General features: G+C 68.7%; 12 protein-coding genes. 5 read left to right on the top strand and 7 right to left on the bottom strand.

Features of this window, described 5'->3' with window-relative positions:
- Positions 1–46: 46 nt before the first annotated feature.
- Positions 47–1,567: a GGDEF domain-containing protein gene (locus D0901_RS05570; RefSeq protein WP_162500827.1), complete on the top strand. Its 1,521-nt coding sequence runs from the start codon at positions 47–49 to the stop codon at positions 1,565–1,567.
- Here the strand turns inward: D0901_RS05570 and D0901_RS05565 are convergent.
- A complete protein-coding gene (locus tag D0901_RS05565) occupies positions 1,553–2,473 on the bottom strand; it encodes a DUF808 domain-containing protein (protein WP_129139303.1) in 921 nt (306 codons plus the stop codon). The two genes, D0901_RS05570 and D0901_RS05565, sit on opposite strands and share 15 nt — an antisense overlap.
- A 185-nt stretch (positions 2,474–2,658) precedes the next feature.
- On the opposite strand from D0901_RS05565, the gene D0901_RS05560 reads away from it, so the two are divergent.
- The gene (locus D0901_RS05560; RefSeq protein WP_233440366.1) at positions 2,659–3,618 is read left to right on the top strand and encodes an aldo/keto reductase; all 960 of its coding nucleotides are present in this window, start codon (positions 2,659–2,661) and stop codon (positions 3,616–3,618) included.
- A 165-nt stretch (positions 3,619–3,783) separates the two neighbouring features.
- On the opposite strand, the gene D0901_RS05555 is transcribed toward D0901_RS05560, so the two are convergent.
- Positions 3,784–4,503 (bottom strand): glutathione S-transferase family protein, encoded by a 720-nt coding sequence (locus tag D0901_RS05555; RefSeq protein ID WP_129139302.1) that lies wholly within the window; start codon positions 4,501–4,503, stop codon positions 3,784–3,786.
- Positions 4,500–5,750, bottom strand: coding sequence for a CaiB/BaiF CoA transferase family protein (locus tag D0901_RS05550; protein ID WP_129139301.1), 1,251 nt, complete (start codon positions 5,748–5,750; stop codon positions 4,500–4,502). Before D0901_RS05550 ends, D0901_RS05555 begins: the two co-directional genes overlap by 4 nt.
- Positions 5,751–5,955: 205 nt before the next feature.
- Here D0901_RS05550 and D0901_RS05545 point away from each other — a divergent pair, with 205 nt between their 5' ends.
- From D0901_RS05545 to D0901_RS05535, 3 genes are all read left to right on the top strand, one after another.
- Positions 5,956–7,158 (top strand): MFS transporter, encoded by a 1,203-nt coding sequence (locus tag D0901_RS05545; protein ID WP_233440365.1) that lies wholly within the window; start codon positions 5,956–5,958, stop codon positions 7,156–7,158.
- Positions 7,159–7,361: 203 nt separating this feature from the next.
- A complete protein-coding gene (locus D0901_RS05540; RefSeq protein WP_129139299.1) occupies positions 7,362–7,829 on the top strand; it encodes a nodulation efficiency, NfeD-like protein in 468 nt (155 codons plus the stop codon).
- Positions 7,826–8,860, top strand: a complete 1,035-nt coding sequence (locus tag D0901_RS05535) for an SPFH domain-containing protein (RefSeq protein WP_129139298.1) — start codon at positions 7,826–7,828, stop codon at positions 8,858–8,860. The genes D0901_RS05540 and D0901_RS05535 overlap by 4 nt, the downstream gene beginning before the upstream one ends.
- 31 nt (positions 8,861–8,891) lie before the next feature.
- On the opposite strand, the gene astB is transcribed toward D0901_RS05535, so the two are convergent.
- The 4 genes from astB to D0901_RS05515 are packed head-to-tail and all read right to left on the bottom strand — an operon-like array spanning position 8,892 to position 13,815.
- A complete protein-coding gene (gene astB / locus D0901_RS05530; RefSeq protein WP_129139297.1) occupies positions 8,892–10,244 on the bottom strand; it encodes an N-succinylarginine dihydrolase in 1,353 nt (450 codons plus the stop codon).
- Complete coding sequence (gene astD, locus D0901_RS05525; protein WP_129139296.1) at positions 10,241–11,710, bottom strand: succinylglutamate-semialdehyde dehydrogenase; 1,470 nt, start codon at positions 11,708–11,710, stop codon at positions 10,241–10,243. Before astD ends, astB begins: the two co-directional genes overlap by 4 nt.
- Positions 11,711–11,719: 9 nt before the next feature.
- A complete protein-coding gene (astA, locus tag D0901_RS05520; protein ID WP_129139295.1) occupies positions 11,720–12,751 on the bottom strand; it encodes an arginine N-succinyltransferase in 1,032 nt (343 codons plus the stop codon).
- Entirely contained in the window at positions 12,751–13,815 is a 1,065-nt protein-coding gene (locus D0901_RS05515; protein WP_129139294.1) for an arginine N-succinyltransferase, read from the bottom strand. The genes astA and D0901_RS05515 overlap by 1 nt, the downstream gene beginning before the upstream one ends.
- Position 13,816 lies beyond the last annotated feature (1 nt).

The raw sequence follows: 13,816 nt of genomic DNA, 5'->3' as shown, positions 1-13,816 counted from the left end.
CGGCGCCTTAGACTTTCAGAATCGATAATAAACAACAATGCCCCTCATGCTCCACGACTCAGCCGGCCCCCTCGATACCGTCGCGCTGCTCGATGCCCTGAACCAGGGCGGTCGGGCACTGGCCGAGGCGAGCCGTTTCACCGACGGCGTCAAGCGCCTGCTCGCGCACATCGGCCAGGCCACCGGCGGCAGCCGGGTGTGGATCTTCCAGCTGATCGACTTTCAGGAAGAGGCGATCATCCAGGACTATGTCTTCGAGTGGGCCGCCGCGGCACGCTATCGCCAGCTGACCCAGCGACGCTTCCGCTTCTTCTCCACCCTGTTCGACGACCCCGAGTTCATGCGCCTGGTCAACCAGCGCCGCCTGGGCCAGCGCCAGAGCACCATCACCCACCGCCTGGCGCCGGGATCATTGCGCGCCAACCTCGAAAGTCAGTCGATCCTGTCGATGGCCACGGTGCCCATCCTGGTCAACGGCCGCTGGTGGGGCACGCTGGGGATCGACGACTGCGAGCGCGCCATCGACTGGGAAGGGGTGGGGCTCGATACCCTGGCCATCGCCGCCGAGTTGATCGCCGCCGGCCTTTCTCGCCAGCAACTCTCCAGCCGCTCCTCGCAGGTCGAGCTGTTCCACAAGGTCACCGACTGCGGCGTCTGGGAAGTGGACCTGACCTCGGGCGACTTCTGGTGTTCCCAGGGCCTGCGTCGCCTGCTCGGCTACCCGGACAGCTACCCGCACGTGCCGCTGCGCCGGGTGCTGGTCCGCCTCGTCGGCGAGGATCGCGAGCGACTGTTCGCGAGTCTGCGCCAGGCACTGCACGACGGGATCGCCTACTGGCGCCAAGACGCTCGGGTACGCATCGCCGACGGCCGCACGCGCTGGAGCGAGGTGGTCGCCGACATCACCTACGATACCTGCGGGCGACCGCTGGGCATCGCCGGCCTGCTGATCGACATCAGTCGGCGCAAGCTCCGCGAGCAGCAGGCACTGATCGCCTCCCATCACGATGCGCTGACCGACCTGCTCAACCGGCGCGGCCTGGAACAGCACTTCGCGGCGCTCCCCCGGCCCGTGCCGGGAAGCGGGGATGGCCCAGCCGAGGCCCACCTCCTGCTGCTCGACCTCGACTACTTCAAGCGAGTCAACGACCGTCATGGCCACCCCGTCGGCGATGCCCTGCTGTGCCTGGTGGCCCGGCGCATCCAGGGGACCCTGCGACACGAGGATGCCTTCGCCCGCATCGGTGGCGAAGAGTTCGCGATCCTAACCACCGCGATGGCTCCGAACCAGGCGCTCGAACTGGCCGAGCGAATCCGCCGCGCGGTCGCCGACGAGCCGTTCAGCGTGGCCCCGGGAGAGAACAGCGACCGGGTGACCCTGAGTGTCTCGCTGAGTATCGGCCTGACGCGCGTCCCGCCGCTCGACGACGTCCACGAGCGTCAGGCCGTCGCCCTGGCCCGCGCCGACCGCGCGCTCTACATCGCCAAGCACCGCGGGCGCAACCAGGTCGAGGTCGACGACGAAGCGCCGGTTACCGTGAATGAGGCGCGTTCAGCCGGCACGTAGCCGCTGCACGGCCGTGACGACGCCCAGCGCCACCGCCCCCACCACCAGGCCGATCGCCAGGTTGAGCAGCGACGGACCGAGACCGTGGATCAGGGCATCGAGACCGGGCACGCCGACATCGGCCTCGGCGGCACCTTCGACGAGATGATGCAGCAGCGGCACTCCATGGCTGAGAATGCCGCCACCGACCAGGAACATCGCCAGGGTGCCGACCACCGACAGCCCCTTCATCAGCCAGGGGGCTCCCGCCAGCAGCCCACGGCCCAGCGTGGCCGCCGCACCGCGGCGGCGACTGAGGTAGAGCCCCAGATCGTCGAGCTTGACGATCCCCGCGACCAGCCCGTAGACGCCCAGCGTCATCAGCACGCCGATCCCCACCAGCACCGCGATCTGCTGGGTCAGGGTCGCCCCGGCCACGCTGCCCAGGGTGATGACGATGATCTCCGCGGAGAGGATGAAGTCGGTGCGAATCGCGCCCTTGATACGGTCGCGCTCGAAGGCGCGCATGTCGGTCTCGGCGTCGGCCATCGCCGCGAGCCGCCGACGGTGTTCCTCGGCATCGTCGGCACGATGCAGGAACTTGTGAGCGAGCTTTTCGACGCCTTCGTAGCACAGGTAGGCACCACCGAGCATCAACAGCAGCGTCACCGCCCAGGGCACGATGGCGCTGATCAGCAGTGCCGCGGGGATCAGGATCAGCTTGTTGCGCAGCGAGCCCACCGCCACCGCCCAGACCACCGGCAGCTCGCGGTCGGCGTTGACGCCGGTAACCTGCTGGGCGTTGAGGGCGAGATCGTCGCCGAGCACCCCGGCGGTCTTCTTCGCCGCCACCTTGGTCATCAGCGAGACGTCGTCGAGCAGGGTGGCGATATCGTCGATCAAGGTAAGCAGACTGCTGCCGGCCACGGGGGCACCTCCCACAGGGTTTCGCGCCAGCTTACCGGCTGACGACGCCCGCTGTCGCGACATTTGCACCGCAACCGACAGCCACGGGAACCGACAGCGCGCCCGGCGGTCGACTACGCTGTTGGCGATACCATCGTTTAGCAGCCTCACAGCCACCCCGTGAGGCCAGACACAAGGAGTTGATCATGGAACTACGCCCCCTCGGCAACAGCGGTCTGGAAACCGCGCCGCTGATCTTCGGCGGCAACGTCTTCGGCTGGACACTCGACGAGCGCGAGTCGTTCGCGATGATCGATGCCTGGCTGGATGCCGGCTTCAATGCCATCGACACCGCCGACGTCTATTCGCGCTGGGTCGACGGCCACGACGGCGGCGAATCCGAGAGCGTGCTGGGCCGCTACTTCAAGGCCCGTGGCAACCGCGACAGGGTGCTGCTGGCGACCAAGGTCGGCAAGCCGATGGGCGACGGCGAACAAGGTCTGTCGAAGGACTACATCATGCGCGCCGTCGAGGCCTCGCTGACGCGCCTGCAGACCGACGTGATCGACCTCTATCAGTCCCACGACGACGACACCGACACCCCGCTCGAAGAAACCCTCGAGGCCTATCAGCGGCTCATCGAACAGGGCAAGGTCCGCGCCATCGGCGCCTCGAACTACCCCGCACGCCGCCTCGACGAGGCGCTGTCGGTCGCCGAGCAAAACGACCTGCCGCGCTACGAGACCCTGCAGCCCTTCTACAACCTCTACGATCGCAGCGATTACGAGTCCCGGCTGGCACCGCTGTGCGAGAAACGCAGCGTCGGCGTGATTCCCTACTTCTCGCTGGCCAGCGGCTTTCTCACCGGCAAGTACCGCAGCCGCGAAGACGCCCGTGGCAAGCCCCGCGAGGCCTTCCTCGACAAGTACTTCGACGAGCGCGGCATGCAGATTCTCGCGGCCCTGGACGAGGTCGCCGAGCACCTCGACACCACCCCGGCGAGCGTCTCGCTGGCCTGGCTGATGACCCGCCCCGCGGTCACCGCGCCGATCGCCAGCGCCACGTCGCAGCGCCAGCTGGATGCCATGATCGCCGCCACCCGGCTGACGCTGGATGACAACGCGCTCAAGACGCTCGACGAGGCCAGCGATCCCTTTCAGGCTTAGAGTTTCCTTAACACACAACCCGGCAGACCAAGCAGGCTCCCGGGACAAGGCTTCGCGAGGGCGCTGTGAACCCTTCCGTGGGCGCTACCTTTGCCATCCATGGCAAAGGACCCTCGCTTCGCCTTGCCCCGGCGCCCAGCATCACCGGGGTTTGGAATTGAGTTCTTAATCGCCCTGACTGGCTGACCCGCCACCACCGCGCTGGTTGAAGAGAATGCGCCGCTCTGCCTCGTCGGGCGGCGCCTGGCGACGGTACTCCTTGCCCAGATCGACCCCGCGCTGCACCGCGGGTCGCGCCTTGATCGCCTGGCGCCAGCGCGCGACGTTGGGAAACTCGTCGAGCGGCTGGCCCAGCGGCTTGGCGATCAGCACCCACGGCCAGGCGGCCATGTCGACGATGGTGTAGTCGTCGCCGAGCAGATAATCGCGCCCCGCCAGGCGCCGTTCGAGCACCCCCAGGCAGCGGTGATACTCGTTGGCGTAGCGTTCGTGGGCGTACGGATGATCGCCCGGCGCGTAGTTGACGAAATGGCTCAGTTGCCCGGCCATCGGCCCCAGATTGGCGACCTGCCAGAACAGCCACTCTTGCAGTTCCTTGCGCCCGCGCGGCCCGGTGGGCAGGAAGCGCCCGCTCTTTTCGGCCAGGTGCAGCAGGATCGCCCCGGACTCGAAGATCGGCAGCGGCCCGTTGTCGTCGGCATCGGCGGCATCATGGTCGACGATCGCCGGCATGCGGTTGTTGGGGCTGATGGCCAGGAAGTCGTCGCTGAACTGCTCGCCCTTGCCGATGTTGACCGGAATGGTGCGGTAATCCAGCCCGCACTCCTCGAGCATGATGGCCACCTTCCAGCCGTTGGGGGTGGGCCAGTAGTAGAAGTCGATCATGGGTCACCGTCCCTGGAAGTATCCGTCGAATTGCCCGACGCGGCCGAGGCGTCGGGCCCGAAGGCGCCGTCGGCGGCCAGGCGGTCGAGCGTGGCCGCATTGTAGCCGCACTCGCCGAGCACCGTGCGGGTGTCCTCGCCCAGCGCCGGGGCGCCCCGCCAGGCCTCGGGCGCGTCGACGTCGCCCTCGTCGAAGCGCGCCGCCGGACGCGCCTGACGCAACCGGCCCGCCTGGGAATGGTCGTATTCGCGGACGATGGCGTTGGCGGTGACCTGCGGGTGCTCGAGCACCTCGTGGCGGGTCAGCACCGGCGCGCAGGGCACGCCCTCGGCCTGGAGTCGCTGCAGCCAGTGCTCGCTGGTCGCGGTGCGGATCACCGACTGGGTCAGCTCGAGACGGGCATCGATGTTGTCCTGGCGCAGCGCGGCGGTGGCAAAGCGCGGATCGTCGCGCCAGTCGGGACGCTCCAGCGCCCGGGTCAGCGCCGCCCATTCGCGGTCGTTCTGCACCGCCAGGGTGATATGGCCGTCCCGGGTTTCGTAGATCAGGTCCTGAAAGCTCGCCGCCGCCTGCTGGGGCAGCTCGCCGCGCACGAAGGTCTGGCTGCCCATGTCCGAGGCCCACAGGAAGGCGATCACCGAATCGAGCATCGACAGGCGCACGTGCTGGGCCTCGCCGGTGCGCTCGCGGGCGAACAGGGCGGCACTGATCGCCTGGGCGGCGTTCACCCCGGTGAGCTTGTCGGGCAGGATGGTGCGCACCAGTTGCGGGCGCCGCTCGTCGCTGCCGGCCTGCACCGTGGCCAGCCCCGAGAGCCCCTGGACCAGCGGATCGTAGACCGGGTACTGGGCGTAGGGCCCGGCCTCGCCGAAGCCGCTGATCGAGACGTAGACGATCGACGGCGCGATCTCGCGCACCCGCGTCTCGTCGAAGCCCATGCGCTCGATCACCCCGGGGCGAAAGTTCTGCACGAAGACATCGGCGCGCTCGATCAGCCGGGTGAGCGCCGCCCGCCCGCCGGGATGCTTGAGATCCAGCGCCACCGAACGCTTGTTGCGATTGTTGTTGAGATACGACGCCGCGAAGCCGTGCCGGCGGTTGGACGCCGAGCGCGTGAAATCGCCCCCGTGGGGGTTCTCCACCTTGATCACCTCGGCACCCTGATCGGCGAGCATCATGGTCGCCAGCGGCCCCGAGACCATCGCGGTGAGATCGATGATGCGAATGCCCGACAATGGACCGGTCATCGCTGTTCTCCTTTCCCTGGATAACGCGTGATCGTTTCAAGGTATCAGAAGATCGCGACGACGCGAGCCCAGCGGCGACCGACGGACCGCCGAGCGAGCGTCACCACGGCGTCTGGCGCGGCAACCGACCATTCGGTCAGACATGCCTCGGTCGTCACGCCGGTCGATGATAGACTGTCGCCCCTTTGCCTGGAGACGATCCGTCGTGTCGCAAGCTTCGCTCTCGTCCCGCTCTTCGCTGCCGGCCTGGCTGTGGCTGCTGGCCTTCGGGCTGGCGGCGATCAACCTGCGTGCACCGATCGTGGTCATCGGCCCGGTGCTCGAGCCGATCATGGCGACGCTGTCGATCGGCGCCGGCGTGGCCAGCCTGTTCACCACCGGGATGATTCTCTGCTTCGGCCTGCTCTCGCCGCTGGCGCCCGGGCTCGCCGACCGGGTCGGCCTCGACCGGGCGATCGCCTGCGCGATCAGCCTGATCGCCATCGGCGGCGTGTTTCGCGGCGTCGAGAGCGTGGCGATCATGCTGCTGGGCACGCTGTGCGCCGGGCTGGGCATCGCGCTGGGCAACGTGCTGATGCCGAGCCTGGTCAAGCGCGACCGCGGCGACCGCCTGGGCCGCACCATGGGGCTCTACACGGTGATGATGGGCGTGGGCGCGACGATCAGTGCCGGCACCGCGATTCCCCTGATGCAGCTGTCGGGCAGCTGGTCGCTGCCGATCTGGCTGTGGGCGGCGTTCGGGATCGTCTCGGCGATCATCTGGTGGCGTCTGGCGTTGCGCCTGGGCCCCGAGGCCGGCACGGACAGCCATCGACCGTCGATGACCCGACTGTTCAAGAATCCCGTCGCCTGGACCCTGACACTGTTCATGGGCGCCCAGTCACTGAGCTTCTATACCCTGCAGACCTGGGTCCCGGCGGTCGCCAGCGAGGCCGGCGTCCCCCAGGCGACTGCGGGTCTCATGCTGTCGATGATCAACCTCACCAGCATTCCCGCCAGCTACTTCATCGCCCGGCTGTCCTCGCGGCTGTCACGCCACAGCCTGCTGGTGCTGGGACTGTGCACGCTGATCGCCATCGCCCTGCTGGGCTTGCTGCTGGCACCCACCGCCGCACCGATCGGCTGGGCGCTGATGCTGGGCGCCGGCCAGGGCGGTTGCTTCAGCTTCGCGCTGACCATGATCGTGCTGCGCACGCGCCACCCCCAGCATGCCGCCATGCTTTCGGGCATGTCGCAGAGCGTCGGCTACCTGATGGCCGCCAGCGGCCCGCTGCTGTTCGGCGCCCTGCACGAAATGAACGGCGACTGGCAGCTCTCGCTGGTGTTCCTGCTGGTGCTGCTCGCCGGCCAGAGCGTGGCCGGGATGCTGATCGGCCGGCCGAAGATGGTCAGGCTCGCCGACGAGTGACCCGGCCGGGTCTCGCCAACCACACGCGTAACAGGCTATCGTCGTCGACGGCTTACACGACGTGACGGCGATCGCCGATACCCGTCCGGTGTGCCGGCAGGCAAATTGGCGGATCGCTCGACGGCGACCCGAACGCGGCCGCAGGGCCGGGTTCGTCGTCGCTGGGCGGGCGGCCTCCCTTCGATACGATCCCGGGAAACGCTATGGACTGGAACATGGCCTATGTCTGGCTGGCGGTGGCCCTGCTGCTGGGGCTGGCCGAACTGCTCTCCGGCGCGCTGGTATTGCTGGGACTGGCGGTGGCGACGCTGGCCGCGGTACTGCTGGCCGCCCTCGGCGCCTCGCTCACCTGGCAGTTGCTGGGGCTGGGCCTGGCCGCCGGGGTGATGCTGCCGGTGGTGGTCAAGGTGATCCGCCCGCGCTTCTCGCCGCGTGGCGTCGCCTACGGCACCACCGGCACCGGTACCGAACGCGGCAAGGTCTACCACACGCTGAAGCGCGACTTCGATGGCGCCACGGGCATCGAGATCAACGGCGACTTCTATCGCCTGCGCCTCGCCGACAGCGATACGACCGAGCTTCCCGAGAATCGTCGAGTCATCTTCCAGCGCTTCGATGGCACCGTCGCCATCGTCACGCTTCCCCACCCCACGGAGTCATCATCGTCATGAATGTCATCGGACCCGGGCTGCTGATCAGCCTGATCATCGTCGCGCTGGGCGTGATCCTCATCATCAAGGGGCTGGTCATCGTGCGCCAGTCGGAGGTGATGGTGGTCGAACGTCTCGGCTCCTTCAATCGGCTGCTGGAGAGCGGCATCAACGTGATCATCCCCTTCATCGAGCAGCCCCGGGCGATCAGCATGATCCGCTATCGCAAGCAGGGCGAGGAGTTCTATCCGATCTCCACCGAGGAGGTGCGCATCGATCGCCGCGAGACGGTGATGGACTTTCCGGGGCAGCCGGTGGTGACCACCGACAACGTCACCGTCACCATCAACGGCGCGCTCTACTACCAGATCATCGACCCCAAGCGCGCGGTCTACGAGGTCGCCAACATGAGCCAGGCGGTCGAGGTGCTGGCCAAGACCACGCTGCGCTCGGTGGTGGGCAAGATGGAACTGGACAAGCTGTTCGAGTCCCGCGCCGAGGTCAACAACGCCATCCAGGCGGACATGGAGGCGCCGGCCTCCAAGTGGGGGGTCAAGATCACCCGCGTCGAGGTCCAGGACATCGCCATGCCCGAAGAGGTGGAGAGCGCCATGCGCCTGCAGATGGCCGCCGAGCGCAAGCGCCGCGCCACGGTGACCGAAGCCGAGGGCGAGAAGTCCGCCGCCATCGCCATGGCCCAGGGCCAGCGCGAGTCGGCGATTCTCAACGCCGAGGGCGACAAGCAGTCAGCGATCCTGCGCGCCCAGGGCGAGCAGGAGTCGATCAAGCTGGTACTCAACGCCATCGGCGAGAGCGACGAGAACAAGCGCACCGTGGTGGGCTATCTGCTCGGCCAGAGCTACATCAAGGCGCTGCCGACCATGGCCAAGGCGGGCGAGCGGGTCTTCGTGCCCTACGAGTCCTCCGCCCTGCTGGGTTCGATGGGCATGTTCCGCGAGATGGCCGGCTCGCCGGAAGACGCCGTCGCCAAGCACCTGCGCGACAACGACCTGCAGCGCGGCATGGTCGGCGGCGCCGCCAGCCAGGGTTGAGCCGGGCCCGGGCGGCCGGAACCGGCCCCTCTCAGCCGAGCTGGAACGGATAGACGTTGCCGATACCCAGCAGGCGGGTGAGCTCGTCGAGGGCAGTCAGCGTTTCCTCGGCGAGCTGCGGGTCGGCCAGATCGTCGGGCGTCAGCCGGTCACGGTAGTGGCGCTCGACCCAGCCGACGAGTTCGCCGTAGAGCGCGTCGTCGAGCAGTACCCGGCCGGCAAGCCCGGCGCGCTCCGCGGCGTCGAGCACCACCCGCAGGCGCAGACAGGCCGGACCGCCGCCGTTGCGCATGCTCTGCTTGACGTCCTTGACCACCACCTCGCCGATCGGGTTGTGCCCGGCCAGCAGCAGATCCTGGATCGCCCGCCACACCGTCTCGTTCTCCTGGCACTCGCCCGGCACCACCAGCGTCATGTCGCCGCCGGGGTTGGTGAGCAACTGCGAGTTGAACAGATAGGTCGAGACCGCCGCCTCCAGACTGATCGCCTCGCCGGGAACGCGCACCGGGATCAGCGGCGTGGCCATCCGGCTGCGCAGCGCCTCCAGGGTCTGCTCCTCCTCGAGGAACGCCATCTCGTGATAGAGCAGCACCGGGCCGTTGCCCACCGCGATCACGTCGTTGTGGAACACCCCGGCGTCGATCGCCTCGGGATGCTGCTGGGCGAACACCGTCTGCGCGTCAGCGAGGCCATGCTGGCGCGCCACCGCCTGGCTGGCCTCGAGGGTCTGGCGGGCGGGGTAACGCTGAGGACCGCGCTCGCCGCCGAACGCCTGGCGCCCGTAGACGTAGAGGTGCACGCCCGACTCGCCGTGATCGCCGCAAAGCCGGGTGTGGTTGGCCGCGCCTTCGTCGGAGAACGCCGGGGTCGCCGGCAACGCCGGATGATGGGCGAAACGTGCCTCGTCGCGGAAGATCGCCGCCAGCACGCGGGCGGTGGTCTCCGGCTCGAGATAGCGGTGAAAGCTCGACTGCAGATTGGCCGGGGTGAAATGCACCCGGCCGTCCGGTGCATCGATACTCGGCGTCACCGTGGCGGCATTGGCCGTCCACATGCTCGACGCCGAGCACACCGCGCGCAGGATCTGTGGCGCCTCGCGGGCGGCCCGGGCCAGCACCTCGGCGTTGCTGCCGGAAAAACCCAGATCGCGCAGCGCGCCGAGATCGGGGCGCTGCTGCGGCGGCAGTACGCCCTGGGCGTAACCGGCGTCCATCAGCGCCTTCATCTTGGCCAGCCCCTGGAGTGCCGCTTCCTTCGGGTTGGAGGCGAGCCCGCCATGGCGCATCGACGCCACGTTGCCGTGGGCCAGGCCGGCGTAATTGTGGGTCGGCCCGACCAGACCGTCGAAGTTGACCTCGCGCACGTCGTTCATCGCGTCGCTCATAAACTCACCCCGGGCGGCAGTTCGCCGGGCAGCGCCAGCGACTCGGACTCCATCGAGGCGATGGGGTAGGCGCAGTAGTCCGCCGCATAGTAGGCGCTGGGACGATGATTGCCGCTGTCGCCGATGCCGCCGAACGGCGCGTCGCTGGAGGCGCCGGTGGTCTGGCGGTTCCAGTTGACGATGCCGGCGCGGATGCGCAGCAGGAAGTCGTCCCAGTCGGCCTGATCACCGCCGATCAGCCCGGCGGAGAGCCCGTAGCGGGTATCGTTGGCGAGCTTGATCGCCTCGTCCCAGTCGCGGTAGCGGTGCACCTTGAGCAGCGGCCCGAAGTGCTCCTCGTCGGGCACCTCGCAGCCGGTGACGTCGATCAGCGCCGGCGTGAGCAGGCTGGTGCCGTCGACCAGACGGCGCATCCGCGCCAGCACCGTGCCGCCGCGCGCCTCGAGGTCGTCCTGGGCGGCGAGCAGGCCATCGGCCGCGGAGACACTCGCCAGCCCGCCGTAGAACGGCGCCGGCTCGCTGAACGGCGCGGCGACGCGAAGCTCGGCGATGGCCGCGACCAGAGCCTCGATCAGGCGGTCGCCGACCTCGCCTTCGGGCACCATCAGCCGCCGCGCGCAGGTGCAGCGCTGGCCGCCGGAGAGAAACGCCGACTGCAGGATAGTCAGCACCGCGGCGGCCTCGTCCGGCACGTCCTTGACCACCAGCGGGTTGTTGCCGCCCAGCTCCAGGGCGAGGATCTTGTCGACCTGACCGGCGAACTGCTTGTGCAGCAGCTTGCCGGTGCGCGCACTGCCGGTGAACAGCAGGCCGTCGATGTCGTCGGCCCCGGCCAGCGCCTGACCGACCGGCGCGCCGCCCTGCACCAGGTTGATCACGCCGTCGGGCAACCCGGCGGCCTGCCAGCACTGCAGGGTCAAATCGGCGGTCAACGGCGTCAGCTCGCTGGGCTTGAAGACCACGCTATTGCCGGCCAGCAGCGCCGGGACCATGTGCCCGTTGGGCAGGTGGCCGGGGAAGTTGTAGGGGCCGAACACCGCCAGCACGCCGTGGGGGCGATGCCGCAGCACGGCCCTGGCGCCGGCGACGTCGCGGCTGCGCTCGCCGGTACGCTCCCGGTAGGCGGTCACCGAAATCGCCACCTTGCCGATCATCGCGCCGACCTCGGTACGCGCCTCCCACAGCGGCTTGCCGGTCTCGTGGGCGATGCTCGTGGCCAGGGCCTCGCGGTTGGCCTCGAGCTGGTCGCGAAAGCGCTCGACGATGGCCAGGCGCTCGTCGAAACCGCGCCGCGCCCAACCGGGAAAGGCCGCACGGGCCGCGGCCACGGCCTCGCGGACCTGACGCTCGCTGGCGGTGGCGCCCTGCCAGAGCACGGCGTCGTCGATCGGATCGTGCTTGGTCAGCTCGCCGGCATCGCCAGCGAGCCAGGCGCCGCCGATGAAGAGTTTCTGCTGAGCTTGCATGGGAGGCTCCTAGGTTTCCAGAACGCGCAGGCTGTCGCCGGTGGTGACGCCGAGGCGTCGGGCTTCCGCCTCGCCGAGGGTCAGGGTGCCGTCGTCATCCGGGCCACGGCCGACCCAGGCGGCGCGGAAGTCGGCCATGTCGGTGGTGGCGACCAGCCAACGGGGGCGCTCGGTGCTCTCCGGCAGGCTGCCGGCGACTTCCACGGGGCACAGCCGCGACTGGCGCACCGCGCGCACGTCGTCGATGTAGGCCTCGACGGTGGGGCCGCCGTCGAAGATGTCGATGTAGCCCTCCCAGCGCAGCCCCTCCTTCTTGAGCATCTCCAGCGCCGGGCGGGTATCGTCGTGGACCTCGCCGATGCAGGCCCGCGCCTGCTCGGTGAGAAAGGTGGTATAGATCGGGAACTTGGGCATCAGCTCGCCGATAAAGCTCTTTTGGCCTAACCCAGTCAGTCTGTCCGCTTCATTGAAGTTCATAGGGAAGAAGTGGCTGCCCAGGCATTCCCAGAACGGGCTGACGCCGTCGGCGTCGAACTTGCCGCGCATCTCGGCGAGCACCTTGTCGGGGAAGCTGTCGCGGAACTGCGCCATGAACAGCCAGCGCGCCTTGGAGAGCAGCGCGCCGTTGCGGGCGTGCCGGCCCACGCCGCGGTATTCCGGGCGCAGGTAGAGCGAAGCCACCTCGGCGTCGCCGGTGTGGTCCGAACTCAGGAACAGCGTGTCGATGGTGCGGTGCAGATCGAGCTGCACCGAGGAGTGAGCGAGGGTGCCCAGCCGGTAGTGATAGAAGGGTACCTCGCGGCCCACCTGGGCCTCGATCGCGCAGCAGCCGGCCAGCTCGCCGCTCTCCTCGTCCTCGAGGACGAAGAAGTAGAGCCGGTCGTCGACCGGGGTACGCTGGGCGAAGGCGCGCTCGGCCGAGGCGATCTTGCCGGCCAGGAAGTCACGGTTGTCGGGCAGCGAGGTGAAGCCGACCCCGGTTTCCCGGGCGATCTGCTGGAGGCCGTCGAGATCGCCGCGGGCGATGGGACGAATGCGCATTACAGTTCCCCCTCGTCGAAGGCGTCTTCCGCAGCGGGCAGGCTCAGCGGCGCGGCGAGCACCGCACGCCCCTCCTCCACGCCGAGCACCGCGGCATGCTCGGGCGAGAGCATCAACTGGCCGGTGGGCGACAGGGCGTAGCGCGCCACCACACAGCGAAAGCCGTCGAGCTTCTGGTTGGCGATCATCGCCGGTTCGGCGTCGGGCAGCGACGCCGCCGGGCGCACGCGAACCGGGTGCCAGGTGCTGTGCTGGAAGGTCTCCAGCCGGTCACGCTCGGCCTTGATCACCGGGCCGGCATCGAAGATGTCGACGTGGCGCGAGCGGGCGAAACCCTCGGCGAGCATCTCGTCGAGCGCCGACTCGTGGGCCGGGTGCTCGCGGCCGATCGCCGCCCGGGCCGCCGGGGTCAGCAGCGGCAGGTAGAGCGGGAACTGCGGCATCACCTCGGCGATGAAGCTCTTCGAGCGCACGCCGGCGAGGTGGTTCATCTCCTGGTAGCCGCGCACGAAGAAGTGCCGCCCGACGCTGTTCCAGAACGGCGATTCCTCGTCGGCGTCCAGGTAACCGGGAAAGGCCATCGCCAGGATCTCGGCGAAGCGCTCCGGGTACTGGGCGATGAACATCAGCCGCGAGCGGCGCAGCAGGCTCTCGGCGCTGGAGCCCTTGTAGCGCGGATCGAGCGACAGCGCGCACAACAGCGTCGCCTCGGAGACCTCGTGGGACAGCGACAGCGTCTGCACCTCGCGGCGCACGTTGAGCTGCTGAGAGGCGTGGATCAGGGTCTCCTGGCGATAGGTGTAATACGCCTCATGGGCGCCGGCCTGGGCGCGGATGGTGGCGGTACCGGCGATCTCGCCGCGCTCGAGATCCTCGAGCACGAAGGTGTAGCTCTCGTCGCCGGGAAACTCGATGTCGCGGGATAGCGAGCGCTGCGAGCGGGTGATGCGCTCCTCGAGACGATCGCGGTGCGCCGGCAGGTTGGTCAGCGCAGGCGTGGCCGTTCCCGCCAGGCGTTCGAGGCCCGGCAGGTCGGCCGGCTTGGCGGGACGCACGACCAGCATG

It is taken from the genome of Modicisalibacter coralii (assembly GCF_004117855.1).
GTDB lineage: Bacteria > Pseudomonadota > Gammaproteobacteria > Pseudomonadales > Halomonadaceae > Modicisalibacter > Modicisalibacter coralii.
The sequence above is the reverse complement of the archived record's forward strand: the minus strand, read 5'-3'. Positions and strand labels throughout refer to the sequence as shown.

What these genes read in the sequence shown, in the direction of transcription:
- D0901_RS05570 (WP_162500827.1), top strand. Translation starts at nt 47, where the DNA reads ATGCTCCACGACTCAGCCGGCCCCCTCGATACCGTCGCGCTGCTCGAT.
- D0901_RS05560 (WP_233440366.1), top strand. Translation starts at nt 2,659, where the DNA reads ATGGAACTACGCCCCCTCGGCAACAGCGGTCTGGAAACCGCGCCGCTG.
- D0901_RS05555 (WP_129139302.1), bottom strand. Translation starts at nt 4,503, where the DNA reads ATGATCGACTTCTACTACTGGCCCACCCCCAACGGCTGGAAGGTGGCC.
- D0901_RS05550 (WP_129139301.1), bottom strand. Translation starts at nt 5,750, where the DNA reads ATGACCGGTCCATTGTCGGGCATTCGCATCATCGATCTCACCGCGATG.
- D0901_RS05540 (WP_129139299.1), top strand. Translation starts at nt 7,362, where the DNA reads ATGGACTGGAACATGGCCTATGTCTGGCTGGCGGTGGCCCTGCTGCTG.
- D0901_RS05535 (WP_129139298.1), top strand. Translation starts at nt 7,826, where the DNA reads ATGAATGTCATCGGACCCGGGCTGCTGATCAGCCTGATCATCGTCGCG.
- astB (WP_129139297.1), bottom strand. Translation starts at nt 10,244, where the DNA reads ATGAGCGACGCGATGAACGACGTGCGCGAGGTCAACTTCGACGGTCTG.
- astD (WP_129139296.1), bottom strand. Translation starts at nt 11,710, where the DNA reads ATGCAAGCTCAGCAGAAACTCTTCATCGGCGGCGCCTGGCTCGCTGGC.
- astA (WP_129139295.1), bottom strand. Translation starts at nt 12,751, where the DNA reads ATGCGCATTCGTCCCATCGCCCGCGGCGATCTCGACGGCCTCCAGCAG.
- D0901_RS05515 (WP_129139294.1), bottom strand. Translation starts at nt 13,815, where the DNA reads ATGCTGGTCGTGCGTCCCGCCAAGCCGGCCGACCTGCCGGGCCTCGAA.